Below are 22,065 nucleotides of genomic sequence, written 5' to 3'. Positions count from 1 at the left end.
GCCCGACGCGGCACTAGGCACCGAGTCCGGCACCTCCGTCCACGGTGAGGTCGTGCAGGGTGATGTGGCCGGCGTCGTCCGAGAGCAGGAAGACGACGGCGTTGGCGACGTCGGCGGGCGCGGCGAGCTTGCCCAGCGGGATGCCGACCCGGTACGCGGCCGGGCGGCCCTCGATGGTGCCGCGGCGACCGCTGTCGTCGTGCCACATCGAGCTGAGCATCGCGGTGTCGGTCGAGCCGGGCGCCACCAGGTTGCAGCGGATGCCGTACTGCGCGACCTCCAGGCCGAGGCTCTTGGTGAAGAGCGTCGCGGCCGCCTTGGAGGCGGCGTACGCGGCCATCTCGGTGCGCGGGGTGACGGCGGCGTTGGACGCCACCGTGACGATGGCGCCGGACTCGCGCGGCACCATCCGGTTGACCACGGCGCGCGAGACGTGGAAGACGCCGTCGACGTTGACCGAGAAGGTCGTGTGCCAGTCCTCGTCGGTGAAGTCGCGGACCTCGCCGAGGCGCAGCACGCCGGCCGCGTTGACCAGGTAGTCGAGCGGGCCGAGGCGCCGCTCCACCGCCTCGACCATCGCGTTGACCGAGCCGCTGTCGGTCACGTCGGCGGGGAACGCCTCGGCCTTCAGGCCGTCCGCGACCAGCTTGCCGACCACCTCGTCGAGGCGGTCGGCGTCCCGGTCGACGGCCGCCACCGAGGCGCCGCGCTCGCCCAGCGCCCGGACCACCGCGGCGCCGATACCTCCGGCCGCCCCGGTGACCAGGGCCACCTTGTTCTCCATGTGTTCGGACCTCCCTGGGTGCCGGCCCGGATCCCGGGCCGGCGGCAGTGGGTTGGGGATCCCCGCGACCCGAGGTCAGCCGCGCCAGGCCGAGACCACGGAGATGGCCTGGGCCGGGTTGAGCCGTGGGTCGCAGAAGCTCGTGTACTTGTCGCCGATCCCGGGCAGGCCCGCGGCGTCGTGGGCGCACTCGGTGACGTCGTCCGGCGTGGTCTCCAGGTGGAGGCCGCCGGCGGTGCCGCCGGCCGCGCGGACGGCGCGCTGGAAGTCCTCGACCTCGCGGACGACGGTCTCCACCAGCCGGGTCTTCAGCCCGTCCGGGCCGGTGACGGTGTTGCCGTGCATCGGGTCGGTGAGCCAGATGACCGGGTGGCCGGCCGCGCGGGCGGCCTGGACCAGGGCGGGCAGCCGCTCGGCGGCGTGCTGCGCGCCCATCCGGGCGATCAGGGTGAGCCGTCCGGGCTCACGGTCGGGGTCGAGCAGCTCGCACAGGCGGGTCAGCTCGTCCGGGGTCATGGTGGGGCCGACCTTGCAGGCGATCGGGTTGACCACCTTGGCGAGGAGGGCGACATGGGCGCCGTCGAGCTGCCGGGTGCGCTCGCCGATCCACGGGAAGTGCGTGGAGGTGAGCAGCAGTTGGCCCTCCTCGTCGCGGCGCAGCATCGGCAGCTCGTAGTCCAGCAGCAGCGCCTCGTGGCTGGTCCACACCGGCGGGCAGCTCGGGGAGCGTCTGCCGGGCTCGACCCAGCCGAGGTGGACGTACGCCTCGCGGGCGGCCTCGTAGCCGGCCAGCAGGCGGCGCGGGTCGGGGATGCGGCCCTGCGGGTCGGGTTCCGGGCTGTTGACCATGTGGCCGCGGTAGACCGGGAGTTCGACGCCGTTGCAGGTCTCGGTGGCGCTGGAGCGGGGCTTGCCGAACTGGCCGGCCATCCGGCCGATCCGGACCACCGGGCGGTGGGTGGTGATCTTCAGGACGCCGGCCAGCGCGTCCAGCAGGCCGGCCTTGCGGGCGACGTAGCCACCGGAGCACTCGGCCGGGTCCTCGGCGCAGTCGCCGGCCTGGACCACGTGCGCCTCGCCGTCGGCGACCTGCGCGAGCAGCGAGCGCAGCCGCCGTACGTCGTGCCCGTTGACCAGCGCCGGGCGGACGGCCAACTCATCTCGTACGGACTGGAGTTCGAACCGGTCGGGCCAGTCGGGCTGCTGCAGCGCAGGCCGCGCCTCGACCATCTCCTTCTCCGACCGCCGGACGTCGTCCGGGAGCCGGAGGTCGAGCAGGGCGTTGTCCACTGATGTCTCCATGGGTGAGGTGCGCGGCCCGGGAGGGCCGGACTCAGGCGGTGTTCAGGTTCCGGACGACGGAGGCCACCTGGACCACGCGGCGGGCCTGGAACTCCACGGCCGCCAGGTTCTCCTCGTGCACGTTGCCGGGACGGTTCCGCGAGACCGCGCTACTGCCGTACGGGTTACCGTTGTTGGGCTTGAACAGGACCGGATCGGTGGAGCCGTTGCCGAGGATGAGCGAGCCCCAGTGGCAGAAGGCGTTGTGCAGCGCGAGGATGGTGGTCTCGTGGCCCCCGTGCGGGGCGGACCCCGAGGTGAACGCGGAGACCGCCTTGTTCGCCAGGTGGCCCGGGATCGACAGCGGGGCGGTGGTGTCGATGAACCGGGAGACCGCGGCGGCCGGCAGGCCGAAGCGCACCGGCGAGCCGACCAGGATGCCGTCCGCCCAGGCGAGGTCGTCCAACTCCACCTCGGGAACGGTGGCGTTGTGCTCGCGCAGGGCCGCGACCGCCGCCTCGGTACCGGGCACCACGGTCTCCTGCGCCGGATCGGCGATCCGGCGCAGCCGCACCTCGGCGCCGGCCTTCTCGGCGGCCGCAGCCGCGGCCTCGGCGAGCCGCGCGACATTTCCGGTCGACGAGTAATAGATGACGGCTATCTTGGTCATGGCCATGAACTCCTACGGGTGGCTGCTCGTTCAGCAGATCCTCGGCAGCGCGGGGAGAGCCGGCCAACGGCTGGATCGGCACTTCGTCAGGTGACCGGGACTCCATCGAATACTTCATCAGGTACACGATTCGGGTCCGACCTGACATGGAGTACCGAGGCGGGTTTTCCGGGCACGAATGGCTCCATATCCTCGTGCTCCCAGCACCCTGTCCACGTGCTGATGCAGAGCCGAGGAGCAGTGATCCCACCGTGAAGGAAACCCCCGTCGCACCGGTGAATCGCCGAGATCTGCGGCCGCTGGTCGCCGAAGGCGTCTCCCCCTGGCTGGACGGGATCCATCGCGACCTGACCAGTTCGGGCGAGCTGTCCCGGCTGGTCGCCGAGACCGGCCTGCGCGGTGCCACGTCCAACCCCGAACAGCTGGCCGCCCGGCTGCACCGCGACCCGGTGTACCTGGAGCAGCTGGCCCGACTGGCCGACCACCGGGTCTCGGTGGAGGGCGCGGTGTGGGCCGCCTCGGTCCACGACCTGCGCCAGGCCTGCGACGTGATGCTCCCGGTGTTCACCGACACCCACGGCTACGACGGCCTGGTGTCGATGGACATGGACCCGCGGATGGCGCACGACGCCGCCGCGACCACCGCCGAGGCCACCGAGCTGGCCCGCGCGGTCGCCCGGCCCAACATGCTGGTGAAGATCCCGGCGACCCTGGAGGGCCTGGAGGCGCTGCGCGGCTGCGTGGCCGCCGGCATCGGCGTGCACGTCACCGGGGTGTACTCGGTGCGCCGCTACGGGGAGGTGGTGGACGCCTACTTCGACGGCCTGGAGAAGGCCCTGGCGGACGGCCGCCAGCTCTCCGCGATCGCCTCGGTGGCCTCCCTGCCGGTGGGCCGCCTCGACCGCGAGGTGGACGGCCGGCTCGCCGAGATCGGCGGCCCGGACGCCGGCACCCTGCGCGGCCGGGCCGGACTCGCCGTCGCCCGGCTGATGTACCGGGCGTACGAGGAGCGGCTCGGCTCGGCCCGCTGGCGGGCCCTGCGCGCCTCCGGAGCCCGTCCGCAGCGCCTGCTGTGGTCCGCCTCCGCGCTGGCCGATCCGGCCGCCGCCCGGGCCCGCTACGTCGAGGGCCTGGTCTCCTGGGGCACCGTGCACGCGATGACCCGTCCGGTCCTGGACGAGGCGGCGGACCGACTGGAGCTGCGCGGCGACACCCTGATGGGGCAGCACGAGACGGCCCAGACCGTCCTCGACTCGCTGGGCCGCCTGGGCATCTCGTACGACGCGGTGGAGCGCCGGCTGGAGGCCGACACCGTCACCGGGCTGATCGACTCCTGGCTCGGTCTGCACACCGCGGTGGGCGCGCGCATGCACGCCCTCGCGGTCACCCGACCGGGATCCTGACCGGCTCCGCCTGCCGGACCGGGCCCGTGCGGACCGGTTCCGTGCGGACCGCTTCCGTCTGCCGGGCGGCACCCTCGGGTACGGCGCCCGCCGCTGCCGCGGTCCGGCGCGCCCCATCCGTCCTCGCCCGCCCGACCGGGAACTCCCCGCCGGTCAGCGCGATCACCGGCGCCGCCTTCATCACGGTCTCCTGGTACTCCGCCTCGGCGTCCGACAGCGCGATCACCGCGCCGCCGACCCCGTAGCGGATCCGGCCCTTGGTGACCACCGCGGTGCGGATCACCACACTGAGGTCGCATGCCCCGTTCGGGGAGAACCAGCCGATCGCGCCCGAGTAGACGCCGCGCGGCCCCTGCTCCAGCCGGTCGATGATCTGCATGGTGCGGCGCTTGGGCGCGCCGGTCATCGAGCCGGGCGGGAAGGCGGCCCGGACGCAGTCCACCGAGGTGTGGTCGGCGCGCAGGGTGGCCCGCACGGTGGAGACCAACTGGTGGGCCTTGGCGAAGGTCTCGACCCGGAAGACGTCGTCGGCCTCCACACTGCCGACCTCGGCGACCCGTCCCAGGTCGTTGCGGACCAGGTCGACGATCATCAGGTTCTCGGCCCGGTCCTTCTCGTTGGTGAGCAGGTCCTCGGCGAGCGCCCGGTCCTCGCGGTGGGTGGCGCCGCGCGGCCGGCTGCCCTTGATCGGGCGGGACTCGGCCCGGCGGGAGCGGTCCACCTTGAGGAAGCGCTCCGGGGAGCTGCTGAGCACCGAGACCCCGCCGAACTGGAGCAGTGCGGCGAACGGCGCGGGATTGACCCGGCGCAGGTAGCGGTAGCCCTCCCAGGGGTCCATCTCCCCGTCCACCCGGAGCATGTTGGTCAGGCAGACCTCGTAGGTCTCGCCGGCCGCGATCTCCTCCTGGCAGCGGGCGATCAGGTCGAGGTACTCCTGCCGGTCGTGGCGGGCCTCGATCCGGCCGAGCGGCATCGGCTGGGCGGTGAGCCGCAGTCCGCTGCGCACGGCCCGGGCGAGCCGCTCGGCGGCGTCGGCCAGCCAGGCCCGCGCCCCGTCCTCGTCACCCTCCTCGGCCAGCGCCAGCAGGTAGGTGGTGTCGGTGGCGTGGTCGAGCACCAGCGCCCGGCCGCTGAACACCATGGCGGCGTCGGGCAGGTCGGAGCGGTGGGTGCGGTCGCCGCCGCACTCGGCCTTGAGTTCGTAGCCCAGGTAGCCGACCCAGCCGAGGGCGAAGTCGAAGGGCAGCTCGGGCGTGTCCACGGCGGTCTGCCGCAGGTCCTGGTCGAGCCAGTCGAGGAAGGTGCCGGAGACCACCTCGGCGCCGGAGGCGTCGCGGACCAGCACGGTGGAGTTCCAGGCGTCGGCGGTGGCGACCCGGCCGAGCGGGCCGGAGGCGTCGCCCATGATCGAGAAGCGGCCCCGGTCGGCGTCCGGCCGGCTGCTGTCCAGCCAGTACGCGTGCGGTCCGCCGCGGAAGAGCCGGTCGTAGGCGACCTCGTCCTCCCAGCGGGTGGGCAGTTCCTCGACCAGCAGCTTCAGTTGCCGCTGCGGCGCGAACCGCAGGTCCGGGACCGGCAGCACCGGGCGGGCCGGGCGGAGCCGGCGGCCGGTGCGGCGGGCGTGCTCCTCGGTGAGGTCGCGGAAGTTGGCCAGCAGCCGGTGGCCGTACTGGCCGGAGATCGACTCCGGGTGGAACTGCACGCCCCACTGCGGCCGTTCGCGGTGGCGCAGGCCCATCAGCACGCCGTCCTCGGTCCACGCGGTGGCGACCAGGTCGGGCGAGAGCCGGTCGACCGCGAGCGAGTGGTAGCGCACCACCTCGAACGGCGAGGGCAGTCCGGCGAACAGCTCGGTGCCGTCGTGCACCACCGAGCAGACCCGGCCGTGGTACGGCTCGGGGGCGCGGGAGACCCGGCCGCCGTGCAGCGCCGCCAGGCCCTGGTGGCCCAGGCACACCCCGAGCGTGGGCAGGTGGCCGCGCTGCAGGATCTCCCGGCAGATGCCGAAGTCGGCGGGTCGTTCCGGGTTGCCGGGTCCGGGCGAGATCACCACGTTGTCGAACTCGTCGAGCCGGGTGTACTGCCAGGCGGGGTCGTCGTTGACGACCACCTCGGGCTCCCGGCCGTTGACCTCGGCCAGGTAGTGGAACAGGTTGTAGGTGAACGAGTCGTAGTTGTCGACCAGTAGCGTGCGCATCGTCTCTCCTCGCCTCAGCCCCGGCGGCCCTGTCGCGGCACCTCGCGGGTGCGCTGCCCGGGCACGAACGGCTGCCGGTGGCGCGGGGCGACCTCTATCAACATGTGCTGGACCTCGTGCTCGCCCTCCTGGACCGGCAGCACCCGCAGCATCCGCAGCGCCCGGCCGACCTCCCCGGCGATCCGGAGCAGGCTGACCAGGTCACCGCGGCTGGAGAAGTGCAGCAGCACCGATCCGCCCGGGGTGAGCCACTCCGGCGCCTCCGCGAGGAAGCGGCGGTGGGCGGTGTAGCCGGCGTCCACGTACGCCCGCTCGTGCGGGTGCTCGTAGTCGTAGTCCGCCGGCGCCATCACGTAGTTGGAACTCCAGAAGATGGTGTCGAAACGCTCGCCGGGCTCCAGCGCGTCGAACAGGTCGCTGTGCACGGTGCGGACCTTGTGCGCGACGTCGTGCCGTTCGGCGTTGAGCTCGGCGTTCTCGGCGGCGACCGGGTTGATGTCGGAGGCGACCACCCGCTCGCAGCCGGCCAGCGCGCTGGTGACCGCGATCAGGCCGGTGCCGCAGCCGATCTCCAGCACCGAACCGCGGGCGGTGACGGCCGGGCCGGCCAGGCCCAGCAGGTCCAGGGCGATCTGGGTGGAGGGGGAGTCGCTCGGCGCGAAGACGCCGGGCAGCAGGTCCCACTCCCGGCCCTGCATGGTGAACACGGACGCCCCGTCCCGGCGCATCCGGGAAAGCCGGCTGCGCTCGAGCGAACGCCTGTAGTCCATCACGTCCTGCATGTTGGGGCCCCCTCGCAGCTTCACTGGCTGACTGCCGCACTGACGTTCCGTTAGGCCACAAGCGTCACTCAAGCCCGCCGTACACCGGAAGGTGATCCGGCAACACACCGTGCGACCGTCATGGGTGGCCCGGGCACCGGTGGCCCGACCACATCACTTGACCAAAGCTTGACGAGGGCATACGCAGGCGCATACCGTCCGGTCGCAGGCAGTCACGTAGTCTTGGCGACTCGATGGCGCTGGGGGGTGTCGGGGGAGGGGAACCCAAAGGTGAACGGTCGGCTGGCCGATTCGGTCGCGTTCAGCGTCCTTGAACTGCTGGCCAGCGAGGCACCGCTCGCCCAGTTCGAGGACCTCATCGAGGAGGCCCGGCGCGCCTGCGCGGCCGACGAGGAGCTCGAACTGCTCGGCCGCCTGAAGCAGCTGAGCCTGTCGATCCGCTCCCAGTCCAAGCGCCGCCAGCAGCGCGAGGCCGGCCTGTCCGCGCTGGTGGACACCGCGCGCGACCTGGCCATGCCGTACGACCTCGACTCCCTCCTCAAGGTCATCACTCGCCGGGCACGCCTGCTTCTCGGCGTGGACATGTCATACATTAGCTTCCCCGACGACGAACACGGCTACGTCTACGTCCGCACCTCCGACGGGCACACCTCCACCCTCAGCGTCGGACTGCGGCTGCCGGACGGCTCCGGCCTCGGCTCCAGCGTGCTGGCCAACCCCGCCCCGTTCTGGACCCCGGACTACCTGGCCGACGAGCGGATCCAGCACAGCCCGGTGATCGACGACGTGGTGTCGGCCGAGGGCCTGCACGCCATCATGGGCGTGCCGCTCAGCCACCGCACCCGCCCGTTCGGCGTGCTGTACGTGGCCGACCGCAACGTCCGCTACTTCACCACCGACGAGATCGCGCTGATGAGCTCGCTCGGCGACCTGGCGGGCGTGGCCATCGAGAAGGCGCGGCTGCTGGACCAGTCCACCGCCACCGTCTCCAAGCTCGAACTGCACAGCTCCCGCGCCGAGGCCGGCCTCCAGGAGGTCCGCGAACTCAGCGAGGTCCACGTGGAACTGCTGGACCTCGCGCTCTCCGGCGCCGACCCGCACGCACTGGTCCGCGAGGCCGGCCGCCGGCTCGACCTGGGCCTGCGGGTGCACGCCTCGGACGGCACCGTGGTGACCTCGGCCGGCGACCTGCCCGAGCTGGACGAGGCCGGAGTGGTGGCCGCCGCGATGGACGCGCACGCCACCCGCCGAGCGGTCCCGCTGGCCGACGGGCTGTGGGCCGCCCCGGTCCGGGCCGGCTCCGCCCACCTGGGCACCCTGCTGATCCGCCCGTCCGCCGAACACGCCGACCACGCCGAGCAGTTCGCCCGACTGATCGCCCAGGTGGTGGCGGTCCCGCTGCTGCTGGACAACAGCCGGGCCGCCACCGCGCTCGGCCACGTCCGCGACGAACTGCTGGACGAACTGCTGGCCACCCCGCAGCGGCCGCCGCAGCAACTGGCCCAGCGCGCCCGCCGGATCGGCATCGATCTCTCCCACCCCCATGTCGTCGTGATCGCCCGTCCCGAGGGCGACTCCCAGGGCAAGGCCGCCACCTGGGCCTCGCTGTACGCCCACCGGCTGAGCGGGCTCAAGCGGGTGGACAACGGCCGGGCCGTCCTGCTGCTGCCCGGGAGCGACCCCGGCGCCGCGGCCCGCGCGGTCTCCGAGGAGCTCACCCCGCTGCTCGGCGGCCCCGTCACGGTCAGCGCGGCCGGGCCCGCCGCCGATCCGGTGTCGGTGTTCCACGCCTACCAGGAGGCGCTGCGCTGCCTGGACGCGATGACCTCGCTCGGGGCCGTGGGCCGCGCCGCCTCCGCCCGCGAGCTGGGCTTCATCGGCGTGCTGCTCTCCGACAACCACGACGTCGCGGGGTTCATCGACTCCACCATCGGCCCGGTGCTCGACTACGACCAGCAGCGGTTCACCGAGCTGGCCCGTACGCTGACCGCCTACTTCGAGACCGGCAACAGCCCCACCTACGCCGCCCAGAAGCTGCACGTGCACACCAACACGGTGGCCCGGCGGCTGGAGCGGATCAGCGAGCTGCTCGGCCCGGAGTGGCAGAAGCCCGAGCGGTCCTTCGAGATCCAGCTGGCCATGCGGCTCTCCCAGGTGCAGCAGCTGCTGCTGGACCGGCCGGGCGGCGAGGACACCGCCGGCCAGGAGGCCTGAGCCGCGGTCAGGAGGCGTGGCTCATCCTCCCGTCGTGCACGTCACGGGTGAGGGCGGCCACCGCGTGCGCGGCCGAGGCCAGCGTGATGTGGCGGTGCCACCCGCCGAACGAGCGCCCGGCGAAGTCCCGGACACCCACCTGCTCGGAGATCCGGTCGAAGTCCCGGTCCACCCGACCGACCAGCCGGCTGAGCCGCAGCAGGCCGGTGAGCTGCATGTCCACCAGGTCGGTCAGCCACAGCTCGGTGGGCCAGCGCCGGCCGGGCACGCCCACGCCGAGCAGCAGCAGCTCCTCGCCGCGCGACCCGGTGGCCGTCCGGGAACCGGGCACCCGGACCCGCACCGGAGCGACCAGCGCGGTGCGCACCCCGCCGGTGTGGCCGGACCACACCACCGGGCGGCGCTGGTCGCGGGCGGCCCCGATCAGCTGGAAGGCGGGGGTCGGCTCGGCCGGGCGGCCGGGCACGGTGGTGCCCGCGGGCAGCAGCGGGAAGGAGCCGTTGATCCGCGCCAGCATCGGCACCCGCTCGGCGCGCAGCCGGCGCACGGTGCGCGGCGCGTCGGCGTCCCGGGCGTCCAGCACCACCGGACGGGTGGGCAGGCCCCACCGGGCGGGCAGGCCGAGCACGGCCTCCAGGGCGCAGTCGGCGAGCGTCTCCGCGTCCACCTCGTCCGGGATCAGTGCCTGGTTGCGGCGCGGCTCGTTCTCCAGCCAGGCCTGCGGCAGGTGCAGCCGCCAGTTGATCGGGCTGGTGAGACCCTCGGACGCGGCCCAGACGCCGACCGCCTGCTGGGCGTTGAGCACCTGGCCGAGCGCCGGGATGAAGCGCCTGTCGACGCCGACCGAGTGGTCGCCGGCCTTGGGGATGACCATCGGGCGCAGCACGTACGCCTGCGGCGGCGCGATTCTGGCGAGGTGCTGGGCCAGGGCCTGGCGGACCGGGCTCCAGTCCCAGGTCGAGCTGGTGATGAAGTGGTGCAGGCTCTGCTCGGCGGCCAGGCCGCCGACCACGGTGGCGATGTTCCGGATGGACTTGCGTCCCTGTGCCCCGAGCAGGCCGCGCAGGTACTGCGCGCCCTTGAGCCGCTGGTCGCTCCGGGGCAGGGAGGCGAACAGGACGGAGCCGAGCTCCGCGAGCATGACCTCGTGGGAGTGCGTGTGCGAGTACGAGGCCGCGTGCGAGTGGGACTGGGAGGACAGGGCGAGACCGCTCATGGGGACCCCTCGGATGGATGGTTGCCTGGTGCGCGCCGCCTCTCCAACCTAGGAATCGGGCCCTCTCCCGCTAAGGTGCGCAGCTCACCCGTCTCGGCCCGCCGATGGTGGCCGCACCACCTCCCCCATCCCGCCACCGGCGCGGATCCCCGACCGGAGCCCACCGCCGGTGTGGTGGGGCCACCACCCCCGATCGGCCCCCGGAACGCCGCGAGGCTCCCGCGGGCGGGGCGGACCCGGGGGTCCGCCGCCGTCCGCGGGAGCCTCGTGCTCCCCGGCCGGGGTCAGGCGGTGAAGTCCTGCGCGTGGTCCTTCGCCCACTCGGCGAAGGTGCGGGCCGGCTTGCCGGTGATCTTCTCGACGTTGTCGGTGAGGTGGCTGGGGACGCCGTCGGAGCCGGCCCAGTAGCCGACCACGGCGTCCATGACCCAGATCGGGACGATCGGGGAGAGCGCCTCGCGGGCCTCGGCCTCGGTCAGCTCGACGTACTCCAGCGGGCGGCCGAGCACCTCGGAGAGGACCTCCAGCTGGCGGCGCTGGGTGATCGACTCGGGGCCGCTGATGAAGTACGCCTGGTTCTCGTGGCCGGGCCGGGTGAGCGCGGCCACCGCGACGGCGGCGATGTCCTTCTCGTGGATGGCGTCGCTGTGCGACTCCGGGAACGGGAAGCGGATCCTCCCCTCGGTCCTGATCGACTCCGGCCAGCCCCACATCAGGATGTTGGTGGCGAAGTTGTGCGGCCGCACGAAGGTGTACGCGATGCCGGAGGCCACGATGGCGTCCTCGACCGCGCGGTGCATGTCGGTGATCGGCTTCTGCACCGGGAAGGCGTCGACGACGGTCTGGGAGGAGAGCAGCACGATGTGCTCGACACCGGTGCTCCTCGCCGCCTCCAGGAAGGCGTCGATGCCCTGCGGCACGGCGTAGAGGAAGACCTTGGAGACGCCGTTCAGCGCCTCCTTGAGGCTCTCCGGCTCCAGCAGGTCGGCCTTGACCACCTCGACCGAGGCGGGCAGGGAGAGCTTCTCGGGGTTGCGGGCGCTGGCGCGGACCTCGGCGCCGGTCTCCAGCAGCTGCTCGACGACCGAGGCGCCGACCTGACCGCCCGCACCGATGACCAGGATCTTGCTCATGGGGAATCTCGCTTTCTCGACGGCGGGTCAGGCGGAGAGCTTGCGGCGCGGCTTGGAGAACCGGCGGACGATCGGCGTCTCGACCAGGCGGTAGAGCGCCCAGGAGAGCGCCAGGGTGGCCAGCGCGGCGCCGACCAGCAGGCCGATGCCCTCGGCGGTGGAGAACATCCGGGTGCCGAGCAGGTTGCGCAGGTAGGCCAGCACGACGAAGTGCAGCAGGTAGAAGGCGAAGGAGACCTCGCCCAGCCAGGTCATCGCCCGGTTGCGGAAGAGCGTGAAGCGGCCCTCGTTGTCGGCGATCGCCGCGGCGGCGATCAGCAGCACGATCGGGACGATGGTGACCACGCGCTGGCCGTACAGGTAGGGGACGTAGTTCGTGGCCACGTAGCCGGCGACCAGCAGCAGCGAGGACCAGACCATCCCGATGTTGCGCCAGCGTCCGCTGCGCACCGCGTGGGCGACCAGCATGCCGAGCGCGAAGTCCATCATCCGGACCGGCGGGAGCACGTAGGTGAACCAGTACTGGACCACCGAGGACTGCAGGCCGCCGGGGACGCCCGGGGAGTCGGGGAGCAGCGCGTAGGCGACGGCCGGGGTGGCGACGATTCCGGCCACCGTGCCGAGCAGCCAGTACTTGATGTTCTGCGGACGGATGGTGCGGAACACCCGGTGCAGCAGCGGGAAGGCGAGGTAGAAGATCGCCTCGGCGCCCAGCGACCAGCTCGGCGGGTCCACGCTGAAGTTGGTGTTGAAGTCGGGTATCCAGACCTGCAGCATCAGCAGGTTGAGGATCGCGGTCCGCATCGGCGTGTAGGCGCTGGCGAAGAGGACCATCGCCAGCACCCAGGCGACCACGTAGTTCGGGTAGATCTTGACGAAGCGGCGGCGCCAGAAGCCGGTGGTGGTGTCGGTGGCGCGGGCCGACCAGGTCAGCACGAAGCCGCTGAGCACGAAGAAGAACGAGACGCCGAGGCCGCCGGCCTGGCCGGCCAGGTCGGCGAAGCGGAACTCGGTGGCGTCGTCGCCGAACAGCCTGAGCGAGGGGATCGGCAGCGCGGCGTGGTACGCGAACACCGCGAGCGCGGCCGGGAAGCGCAGGCCGGTCAGCGAGGGGAGTCTGTTGGTGAACGAGCGAGCCGGCTGCTCCGGCGCCGCGGCCGCCGGCTCGGGCCGGACGACGAGTTGATCGGTGGCCATGGGATCCGTCCTTACAGATGTGGTGGCGACGGGGATAGGAGTACCGGCCGCGGCCGCCGGCCGCCCGGATCCCCGCGGCACTGCGTCAAGTCGGCTCCGCGTCGGGCTTCCCGTTCGGGAGAAGGGAGTTGACGAACGATGCGGTAATTTCGGCGCGGCCGCCCCGGGCTGTCGCAGGATCGGGCTCATGCGTGCAGCCTTCATCGAGCGGCTCGGTCCCCCGGCGAACATCCGCCACGGTGACCTGCCCGCCCCCGTCCCCGGCCCGACCGACGTCCTGGTCGATGTCGCCGCGGTCTCCGTCAACCCGGTGGACACCTTCGTCCGCTCCGGGGTGTTCCGTACGCCGGTCGCGTTCCCGTTCGTGGTCGGCCGCGACCTGGTCGGCACGGTGGCGGCGGCCGGCCCCGGCGCCGCCGGGTTCGCGGTCGGCGACCGGGTGTGGAGCAACAGCCTCGGCCACGAGGGCCGGCAGGGTGCGGCGGCCGAGCAGGCCGTGGTGTCCGCCGACCGGCTCTACCACCTCCCCCCGGGGGTGGACGAGGACGAGGCGGTCGCCACCGTGCACCCGGCCGCGACCGCGTACCTGGCGCTGTTCACCCACGGGCGGCTGCGCGCGGGCGAGACGGTGCTGGTCGCCGGCGCCGCCGGGAACGTCGGCAGCGCCCTGGTGGTGCTCGCCGCCGGGGCCGGGGCACGGGTGGTCGCCACCGCCCGGGCCGAGGACGCCGAGTACTGCCGGGGCCTGGGCGCCGCCGAGGTGCTCGACTACCGCGACCCCGAGCTCGCCGCCCGGCTGCGCGCGGCCTGCCCGGACGGCGTCGACGTCCACCTGGACACCTCCGGCGCCAACGACCTGACCGGCGCGGTCGAGCTGCTCGCGCCGCGCGGCCGGATCGTCCTGCTGGCCGGCGCGCGGTCCACCCCCGTGCTGCCCGCCGGACAGCTCTACATGAAGGACGGCTCGATCCGCGGGTTCGTCATCTCGCACGCCACCTCCGCCGAGCTCGCCGAGGCGGCCGGGGCGATCAACCGGGCCCTGCTCGGCGGGCGGCTGCGCCCCCGGGTGCTGGAGCGGCTGCCGCTGAGCGCCGCCGCCGAGACCCACCTCCGGCTGGAGCGGGGCGAGTTGAACGGCAAGCGGGCCGTGCTGCGCACCGATCTCTGAGCCGGCCCTCCCTCACCACAGAAAGGCACACCATGTCCCCGTCCGACGGCGCCGTCCAGGCGTCCGGGCAGCGCCGCCCGGGCCTGCTCCTGGCCCTGCTGGCGTTCGCCCAGCTGATCGTCTCCATCGACTACAACATCGTCTACGTGGCGCTCCCCGAGATCGGCAGCGGCCTCGGCTTCTCCGCGCAGAACCTGCAGTGGGTGGTCAGCGCCTACGCCGTCGCCTTCGGCGGCTTCCTGCTCTTCGGCGGCCGCGCCTCCGACCTGTTCGGCCGCCGCCGGATGTTCGTCCTGGGCCTCGGGCTGTACGCGGTCTCCTCGCTGGTCGGCGGCCTGGCCTCCGGTCCCGGCCTGCTGATCGGCGCCCGGGCGGTGCAGGGCCTCGGCGGTGCCTTCCTGTTCCCGGCCACCCTGGCGCTGGTGGTCACCAGCTTCGCCGAGGGCCGCGAGCGCAACCGCGCGCTGTCGGTCTGGGCCGCGGCCGGCGCCTCCGGCATGATCATCGGCTCGCTGCTCGGCGGTGTGCTCACCGAGGCCTTCGGCTGGCAGGCGGTCTTCTATGTCAACGTCCCGCTGGCCGGCGGCGCCGCGCTGCTCGCCTTCTCCCTGATCAGCCCGGACGGCGCCCGCGAGAAGGGCCGCACCTTCGACCTGCCCGGCGCGCTGACCGCCACCGTAGGCGCCACCCTGGTGGTCTTCACCCTGGTCCAGGCGCCCACCTCCGGCTGGACCTCGCCGCTGATCCTCACCACCGCCGTGGCCGGCCTCGCCCTGGTCGCCGCGTTCCTGGTGATCGAGTCGCGCAGCGCCGACCCGCTGATGCCGCTGCGGCTGTTCGGCAACCGCAACCTGTCCACCGGCGTGGTCACCACGTTCCTGTTCATGGCGACCTTCGGCACCCTGCTGTACTTCCTCACCGTCTACTTCCAGACCGTGCACGGCTACAGCGCGATGGAGACCGGCAACGCCTTCCTCATCCCGATGGTCTGCGGCTTCCTCGGCTCGATGCTGGGCGGCCGGATCGCCACCCGCTTCGGCATCCGCTCCACCCTGATCGGCAGCTTCGTGCTGGGCGCGATCGGCACCGCCGCGATGGCCCTCGCCATGGCGCCGGACGGCAGCTACGTCGCGCTGCTGCCCGGCCTGGTGGTGCTCAGCGTCTGCCAGGGCGTCATCTTCACCACGATGTTCGCCGCCGCCTCCACCGGCGTCCACCCGTACGAGCAGGGCATCGCCTCCGGCATCGTCTCCACCGGCCAGCAGGTCGGCAGCGCGGTCGGCCTCGCGGTGCTGGTCGCCATCGCCAACTCCGGCACCGCCGGCCTGACCGGCGAGGCGCTGCGCACCGCCACCACCGACGGCCTGCGCACCGCGGTGTTCGTCGCCACCGCCGGCATCGTGCTGCTGATCCTGGTCGCGCTCAACTTCGAGCGCGGCCCCGAGCAGTCGCCGGCCGCCGAGGCGCCGGCCGAGGAGCCGGTGCTGGTTGCCGGCTCCTGACCCGCACCACCCGTCCGTCCGGACCGGTGGCGGCCCGACCTGACACTCTCTCGGTCGTGGCCGACCGATCGGCGCCGCCGCCGGTTTGAATGGACAACGACACCACACCCCGAAGGAGTACAACCACCATGCCTACCGTCTCCGCCGGCAACGCCAACGTGCACTACCGGGTGAACGGCACCGGCCCGGGCCTGGTCTTCGTCCACGGCACCGGCTTCGGCGCCGAGGGCACCTGGGGCCACCTCGCCGAGAACTTCACCGACAGCCGCACCGTGATCCTCCCCGACTTCTCCGGCTGCGGCGAGACCACGGACGACGGCGGCGAGCTCACCGTCGAGCAGCTGGCCGCGCAGATCATCGGCGTGATCGAGGACGCCGGCGACGGCCCGGTCGACCTGGTCGGCTTCTCGCTCGGCGCCGTGGTGTCGGCCACCGTCGCGGCCCTGCGCCCCGACCTGGTCCGCCGCCTGGTGCTGACCGCCGGCTGGACCCGTCCGGACGACGCCTACCTCAGCAACCACATGACCACCTGGAAGGCCACCCGGGGCGACGCGGAGGCCTTCGGCCGCTTCGGCACCCTGACCGCCTTCAGCCGCGACTTCCTCGCCATGATCGGCCCCGAGCAGGTCGAGGCCATCGTCAAGGGCAACCAGCCCAGCGAGGGCGCGCTGCGCCACATCGAGGTCAACCTGCGCACCGACATCCGCGACCTGCTGCCGAAGATCGAGGCGGAGACCCTGGTCGTCGGCTGCGGCAAGGACCACACCGTCCCGGTCGAGCTGCACCGCGAGCTGGCCGAGGCCGTCCAGGGCAGCACCTACGTGGAGCTGGACAGCGGCCACGTGGTGGTCTTCGAGAAGGGCGCCGAGTACGTCGAGCTGGTCAAGGGCTTCCTGCTCAAGGACTGACGCCCCGTCTGCGGCCCCACAGGGCCCCCCGGAACGCCGCGTGCCCGCCAGGGCGCGCGGCGTTCGGCGTTCCCGCCGGTCCGCTCGGGCTCAGAGCACGTCGGCCAGGCGCTTCACGGCCTGGCTCAGCTCGGCGAGCTCGTCGGCGACGCCGTTCAGCTCCTTCATCCGGCCCTGCGCGTGCGAGGTGAACGCGTCGGCCGCCGCACCGTGCCAGTGCAGTCCGCCGAGGGTCCGGCCGACCTCCTGGCCGAGTCCGTCCACCTGCTTGCCCAACTCGGCCAGCTCGCCCGCGATCCGGCCCAGCTCGCCGTCCGCGTCGCCGAACATCTGTCCCAGCGCCCAGTGCGCGATCTGCGCCGGTGCCATGACCAGGTCCTCACCGACCTTGACCACATCTCCGGCGAGATTGGTGACGTCGTCCCACAGCCCCATGGCCCACTCCCCCGTACGGTTCGAACCCAACCGGTGCCGCCGGACCGACCCGGTCCGCCTGACACGGCACCAATGAGGTTATCCGACCACCCGGTTGGCAGGGAGTACCGGCGCCGCTACCGCACCGCCGTGGCCAGCAGCGCCACCGCGGGCACCCGCAGCAGGCCGTCCGGTCCCGCCTCGGCGGCCGCCAGCCGGTCGTACGCCGCCTTCATCCCCAGGTACGCCTCCGGCTCCAGCCCGCGCACCACCAGCCCCAGGTTGGCCACCCCCTCGGCCGGGCCGCGCCACCACTCCTGCGGGTCGACCAGGTGGGTCCAGGACACCTTCCGACACTCCACCTCCGACCAGCCCGCCTCGTCCAGCAGGCCGGCCAGGCCCTCGGTGGTCCGCTCGTAGTCCACCGGCAGCCGGGGGAAGGCCGGCCGCTCGATCGCCGCCTCGTCCATCGCCCGGCTGAACAGGCCCATCGCCTGCGCGCCCACCGCCGTGTCCCAGACGGTCACCGCGGTCCGCCCGCCGGGCCGGACCACCCGGCGCAGCTCGGCCAGCGCCGCCACCGGCTCCTCGACGTGGTTCACCACGAAGTTGCCGAGCGCCGCGTCGAAGGCGCCGTCCGCGAACGGCAGCGTCGGCAGCGCCGCGCAGTACAGCTCCGCCTCCGGCGCGTTGGCCGCCGCCAGCTCCAGCATCCCCGGCTCGGCGTCCACCGCCGCCACCCGCGCCCCGCGCCGCCCGGCCTCGGCGGCCACCGTCCCGGGCCCGGTGCCGACGTCCAGCACCCGCGCCCCCGGCCGCACCGCGGCCGCCGCCACCAGCTCCGGCACCGCCCCGGCGCACAGCAACCCGAAGGTCCCCGCGTACGCCTCGGCACTGCCCGCCCACATCCGCCGCTCATGACGGTCGAAGTCCCCACCCATGCGACGCACCCTAGCGGCCGCCCCACCGGCCCGACACCGCCCGAATCCGGCCCCGACCGAAAACCGCCCCCGCCGTCCCCGGTGCGGACCCCGCAGCCGCTCCCGGCGGTGCGCGAAATCCGCGTCGCGTCCCCGTTGGCCGTCCGTGCTGCGGGCCTGTGACACTGGAGGCGCTCGAAAACCGAGGTGCGCCCAGCCCGTACCTCCTTGCAACCTAGAGGGATGCCCGCAGTGAGTTCTCCCGTAGCCCAGCCCTCCGATGCGCCCACCATCGGGGAGCTGGCCGCCAGGCTGCCCGATCTGATGCTGCGCGACCAGCAGCGGATCGGCCGCCGGCTGGACGGCACCCGCCGCGTCCGCAGCCCCGAGGCCCGCGCCAAGGTCGCCGCCGAGCTGGCGGCGGACGTGGCCGCGGCGGAGCTGCGCGTGGAGCAGCGCCGTGCCGCCGTGCCGGCGATCCGGTATCCGCAGGAGTTGCCGGTCAGCCAGAAGAAGGACGAGATCCTGGCGGCGATCCGCGACCACCAGGTGGTGATCGTCGCGGGGGAGACGGGTTCCGGCAAGACCACCCAGATCCCGAAGATCTGTCTGGAGCTGGGCCGCGGGGTGAAGGGCCTGGTCGGCCACACCCAGCCGCGCCGGATCGCGGCCCGTACGGTCGCCGAGCGCGTCGCGGAGGAGTTGGCGACGCCGCTGGGCGAGGCGGTCGGCTGGAAGGTGCGCTTCACCGACCAGGTCGGCCAGGACACCCTGGTGAAGCTGATGACGGACGGCATCCTGCTGGCCGAGATCCAGACCGACCGGGAGCTGCGCCAGTACGACACCCTGATCATCGACGAGGCGCACGAGCGCAGCCTCAACATCGACTTCCTGCTCGGCTACCTGAAGCAGCTGCTGCCCAAGCGCCCCGACCTCAAGGTCGTGATCACCTCGGCCACCATCGACCCGGAGCGGTTCGCCGAGCACTTCGGCGACGCCCCGATCGTCGAGGTCTCCGGCCGCACCTATCCGGTCGAGGTCAGGTACCGGCCGCTGCTGGACGACGACGCCACCGAGGACGAGGACGTCGATCGCGACCGCGACCAGATCCAGGCGATCTGCGACGCGGTGGAGGAGCTGCAGGCGGAGGGCCCGGGCGACATCCTGGTGTTCCTCTCCGGCGAGCGGGAGATCCGCGACACCGCCGACGCGCTGAACCGGCTCAAACTCAAGTTCACCGAGGTCCTGCCGCTCTACGCCCGGCTGAGCTCCGCCGAGCAGCACCGGGTCTTCCAGCGCTCGAACTCCCGCCGGATCGTCCTGGCCACCAACGTCGCCGAGACCTCGCTCACCGTCCCCGGCATCAAGTACGTGATCGACCCCGGTACGGCGCGGATCTCCCGCTACAGCCACCGCACCAAGGTCCAGCGCCTCCCGATCGAGGCGGTCAGCCAGGCCAGCGCCAACCAGCGCAAGGGCCGCTGCGGCCGTACCAGCGACGGCATCTGCATCCGGCTGTACTCGGAGGAGGACTTCCTCTCCCGCCCCGAGTTCACCGACGCGGAGATCCTGCGCACCAACCTGGCCTCGGTGATCCTCCAGATGACCGCCGCGGGCCTCGGCGACATCGCCGCCTTCCCGTTCCTGGACCCGCCGGACTCCCGCAACATCCGGGACGGCGTCCACCTGCTCCACGAGCTGGGCGCGCTCGACCCGGAGGAGAAGGACCCGAAGAAGCGGCTCACCCCGCTCGGCCGCAAGCTCGCCCAGCTGCCGGTCGACCCGCGGATGGCCCGGATGGTGCTGGAGGCCGACCGCCTGGGCTGCGTCCGCGACGTGATGGTGATCGCCGCCGCGCTGTCCATCCAGGACCCGCGCGAGCGGCCCGCCGAGAAGCGCCAGGCCGCCGACGACCGGCACCGCCGCTTCAACAGTGAGACCTCCGACTTCCTCTCCTACCTCGCGATGTGGAGGTACGTCCGGGAGCAGCAGAAGGAGCTGTCCTCCTCGGCGTTCCGCCGGATGTGCAAGACCGAGTTCCTGAACTACCTGCGGATACGGGAGTGGCAGGACGTCTACACCCAGCTCCGCACGGTCGCCAAGCAGCTCGGCGTGACGATCGACGAGCCGCTCCCCGATGCCGAGCCGGACGCCGACCGGATCCACCAGGCGCTGCTCTCCGGTCTGCTCTCCCACCTCGGCCTGTTCGACGTGGAGAAGCGCGAGTACGCGGGCGCCCGCGGCGCCCGGTTCGCGGTCTTCCCGGGCTCGGGGCTGTTCAAGAAGCCGCCGCGCTGGGTGATGTCCGCCGAGCTGGTCGAGACCTCGCGGCTGTGGGCGCGGATCAACGCCAAGATCGATCCCGAGTGGGTCGAGCCCCTCGCCGGCCACCTGATCAAGCGCAGCTACAGCGAGCCGCACTGGGAGAAGAAGGCCGGCGCGGTGATGGCGTACGAGAAGGTGACCCTGTACGGGATGCCGGTCGTCGCCCAGCGCAAGGTCAACTACGGCCGGATCGACCGGGAGCTCTGCCGCGAGCTGTTCATCCGCAACGCGCTGGTCGAGGGCGACTGGGAGACCCACCACAAGTTCTTCGGCGAGAACCGCAAGCTGCTCTCCGAGGTGGAGGAGCTGGAGAACCGGGCCCGCCGCCGGGACATCCTGGTGGACGACCAGACCCTCTTCGACTTCTACGACGCCCGGCTGCCGGAGGAGATCGTCTCCACCCGGCACTTCGACTCCTGGTGGAAGAAGGCCCGGCACGACCAGCCGGACCTGCTGAACTTCGAGAAGTCGATGCTGATCAACGAGTCGGCCGACGGCGTCACCGAGGCCGACTACCCGGACCACTGGCAGCAGGGCAAGCTCCGGTTCCGGCTGACCTACCAGTTCGAGCCGGGCAGCGACGCGGACGGCGTGACCGTCCACATCCCGCTGCCGGTGCTCAACCAGGTGACCTCCGAGGGCTTCGACTGGCAGATCCCGGGCCTGCGCGAGGAACTGGTGACGGCCTACATCCGGGCGCTGCCCAAGGCGATCCGCCGCAACTTCGTCCCGGCCCCGGACTTCGCCAGGGCCGCCCTGCGCGAGATGAAGGACCGTCAGGAGCCGCTGCTGCCGACCCTGGAACGGGTGCTGCACCGGATGGCGGCCATCCCGATCCCGCCGGAGGCGTGGGACGACGAGCGGGTGCCGGACCACCTGAAGGTGACCTTCCGGGTGGTGGACGGCAAGCGGAAGCTGGCCGAGTCCAAGGACCTGGAGGAGCTGCGGCTGAAGCTCCAGCCCAAGTTGAGCGCGACGCTCTCCAGTGCGGCCTCCGGGCAGGGCATCGAGCGCTCCGGGCTGACCGCCTGGCCGGCCGACCTGCCGACCCTGCAGCGCACCTTCGAGCAGCGCTCGCGGGGCCACTCGCTGCGCGCCTACCCGGCGCTGGTGGACGAGAAGGACGCGGTGGCGATCCGGCTGTTCGACACCCCGGAGGCCCAGGAGCGGGCCATGTGGGCGGGCACCCGCCGGCTGCTGATGCTCCAGGTCAACTCGCCGGCCAAGTCGATCCAGGGGCGTCTGGGCAACCAGGCGAAGCTCGCCCTGTCGTACAACCCGCACGGCTCGATCCCGGCCCTGTTCGAGGATGTGGTGGCGGCCGCCACCGACCGGCTGATGGCGCTGCACGGCGGCCCGGCGTGGGACGAGGCCGCGTTCACCGCGCTGTACGACAAGGTCCGGGCCGATCTGTACGACCTGTCGGCGGACACCACGCTGAAGACGGCCACCGCGCTGATCGCCTTCCACAAGGCGTCCAGCCGTCTGAAGTCGGTCTCCAGCCCGGTGCTGCTGACCGCGGTGAACGACGTGAAGCTGCACCTGACCTCGCTGGTCCACCCGGGCTTCGTGACGGACACCACCTGGCAGCGGCTGCCCGACCTGAAGCGCTACCTGCTGGCGGTGGACCGCCGGCTGGAGGCGCTGCCCAACCACCCGCAGCGGGACCTGCAGCACCTGCAGAAGGTCCAGGCGGTCCAGCAGGCGTACGGCGAGCTGCTGGCCCGGGTGCCGGCCGGGCGGGAGCCCTCGCCGGAGATCCGGGCGATCCGCTGGATGATCGAGGAGCTGCGGGTGAGCTTCTTCGCCCAGGGTCTGGGCACCCCGAGCCCGGTCTCGGAGAAGCGCATCCTGAAGGCGATGGAGGCCGCGGCGGCGACCCTGTAGAGCTGGTTCGACCTGGGGGTCGACATGCAGTACGATCTGTCTTGTTCGCAAGCGAGAGCAAGCG

At 72.6% G+C, this 22,065-nt stretch carries 16 protein-coding genes; 6 read left to right on the top strand and 10 right to left on the bottom strand.

Annotation, left to right across the window (positions count from 1 at the left end; all coding sequences use genetic code 11):
* Positions 1-13: 13 nt before the first annotated feature.
* From FHR36_RS32640 to FHR36_RS32630, 3 genes are all read right to left on the bottom strand, one after another.
* The gene (locus FHR36_RS32640; RefSeq protein WP_253803139.1) at positions 14-784 is read right to left on the bottom strand and encodes a 2,3-dihydro-2,3-dihydroxybenzoate dehydrogenase; all 771 of its coding nucleotides are present in this window, start codon (positions 782-784) and stop codon (positions 14-16) included.
* 75 nt (positions 785-859) lie between these two features.
* On the bottom strand, positions 860-2,074 hold the full coding sequence (locus tag FHR36_RS32635) for a 3-deoxy-7-phosphoheptulonate synthase (RefSeq protein ID WP_380230655.1): 1,215 nt from the start codon (positions 2,072-2,074) through the stop codon (positions 860-862).
* A gap of 43 nt (positions 2,075-2,117) precedes the next feature.
* Positions 2,118-2,735, bottom strand: coding sequence for a flavodoxin family protein (locus FHR36_RS32630; protein WP_253803136.1), 618 nt, complete (start codon positions 2,733-2,735; stop codon positions 2,118-2,120).
* A gap of 275 nt (positions 2,736-3,010) precedes the next feature.
* On the opposite strand from FHR36_RS32630, the gene tal reads away from it, so the two are divergent.
* Positions 3,011-4,138: a transaldolase gene (tal, locus tag FHR36_RS32625; RefSeq protein ID WP_253803133.1), complete on the top strand. Its 1,128-nt coding sequence runs from the start codon at positions 3,011-3,013 to the stop codon at positions 4,136-4,138.
* Here tal and pabB read toward each other — a convergent pair.
* Together pabB and FHR36_RS32615 are read right to left on the bottom strand one after the other, a co-directional pair.
* The gene (gene pabB / locus FHR36_RS32620; RefSeq protein WP_253803131.1) at positions 4,119-6,335 is read right to left on the bottom strand and encodes an aminodeoxychorismate synthase component I; all 2,217 of its coding nucleotides are present in this window, start codon (positions 6,333-6,335) and stop codon (positions 4,119-4,121) included. The two genes, tal and pabB, sit on opposite strands and share 20 nt — an antisense overlap.
* Before the next feature lie 14 nt (positions 6,336-6,349).
* Positions 6,350-7,117 carry a methyltransferase domain-containing protein gene (locus FHR36_RS32615; protein WP_253803128.1) on the bottom strand — a complete coding sequence of 256 codons (768 nt, stop codon included), beginning with the start codon at positions 7,115-7,117 and terminating at the stop codon, positions 6,350-6,352.
* Positions 7,118-7,387: 270 nt separating this feature from the next.
* Between FHR36_RS32615 and FHR36_RS32610 the strand changes: the two genes are divergently transcribed.
* Complete coding sequence (locus FHR36_RS32610) at positions 7,388-9,331, top strand: helix-turn-helix domain-containing protein (protein WP_253803125.1); 1,944 nt, start codon at positions 7,388-7,390, stop codon at positions 9,329-9,331.
* 7 nt (positions 9,332-9,338) lie between these two features.
* Here the strand turns inward: FHR36_RS32610 and FHR36_RS32605 are convergent, their stop codons facing one another.
* The 3 genes from FHR36_RS32605 to FHR36_RS32595 all read right to left on the bottom strand — a co-directional run bounded on the left by FHR36_RS32605 (position 9,339) and on the right by FHR36_RS32595 (position 12,877).
* A complete protein-coding gene (locus tag FHR36_RS32605) occupies positions 9,339-10,547 on the bottom strand; it encodes an IS701 family transposase (RefSeq protein ID WP_253803122.1) in 1,209 nt (402 codons plus the stop codon).
* 284 nt (positions 10,548-10,831) lie between these two features.
* Positions 10,832-11,680: an NAD(P)H-binding protein gene (locus FHR36_RS32600; RefSeq protein WP_253803120.1), complete on the bottom strand. Its 849-nt coding sequence runs from the start codon at positions 11,678-11,680 to the stop codon at positions 10,832-10,834.
* Between the two features lie 27 nt (positions 11,681-11,707).
* Entirely contained in the window at positions 11,708-12,877 is a 1,170-nt protein-coding gene (locus FHR36_RS32595; protein WP_253803118.1) for an acyltransferase family protein, read from the bottom strand.
* Positions 12,878-13,064: 187 nt separating this feature from the next.
* Between FHR36_RS32595 and FHR36_RS32590 the strand changes: the two genes are divergently transcribed.
* The 3 genes from FHR36_RS32590 to FHR36_RS32580 all read left to right on the top strand — a co-directional run bounded on the left by FHR36_RS32590 (position 13,065) and on the right by FHR36_RS32580 (position 16,455).
* Positions 13,065-14,045 (top strand): NADPH:quinone reductase, encoded by a 981-nt coding sequence (locus FHR36_RS32590; protein ID WP_253803115.1) that lies wholly within the window; start codon positions 13,065-13,067, stop codon positions 14,043-14,045.
* Positions 14,046-14,077: 32 nt separating this feature from the next.
* A complete protein-coding gene (locus FHR36_RS32585; RefSeq protein WP_253803112.1) occupies positions 14,078-15,547 on the top strand; it encodes an MFS transporter in 1,470 nt (489 codons plus the stop codon).
* A 128-nt stretch (positions 15,548-15,675) separates the two neighbouring features.
* On the top strand, positions 15,676-16,455 hold the full coding sequence (locus FHR36_RS32580) for an alpha/beta fold hydrolase (RefSeq protein WP_253803109.1): 780 nt from the start codon (positions 15,676-15,678) through the stop codon (positions 16,453-16,455).
* A gap of 90 nt (positions 16,456-16,545) precedes the next feature.
* Here FHR36_RS32580 and FHR36_RS32575 read toward each other — a convergent pair whose 3' ends face one another.
* Positions 16,546-16,890: a WXG100 family type VII secretion target gene (locus FHR36_RS32575; protein WP_253803108.1), complete on the bottom strand. Its 345-nt coding sequence runs from the start codon at positions 16,888-16,890 to the stop codon at positions 16,546-16,548.
* A gap of 116 nt (positions 16,891-17,006) precedes the next feature.
* Positions 17,007-17,810, bottom strand: coding sequence for a class I SAM-dependent methyltransferase (locus FHR36_RS32570; RefSeq protein WP_253803106.1), 804 nt, complete (start codon positions 17,808-17,810; stop codon positions 17,007-17,009).
* Between the two features lie 222 nt (positions 17,811-18,032).
* Between FHR36_RS32570 and hrpA the strand changes: the two genes are divergently transcribed.
* On the top strand, positions 18,033-22,001 hold the full coding sequence (gene hrpA, locus FHR36_RS32565) for an ATP-dependent RNA helicase HrpA (protein ID WP_380230659.1): 3,969 nt from the start codon (positions 18,033-18,035) through the stop codon (positions 21,999-22,001).
* Positions 22,002-22,065 lie beyond the last annotated feature (64 nt).

Origin of the sequence: Kitasatospora cinereorecta, assembly GCF_024172095.1 — a bacterium.
Classification (GTDB): domain Bacteria; phylum Actinomycetota; class Actinomycetes; order Streptomycetales; family Streptomycetaceae; genus Kitasatospora; species Kitasatospora cinereorecta.
The sequence above is the reverse complement of the archived record's forward strand: the minus strand, read 5'-3'. Positions and strand labels throughout refer to the sequence as shown.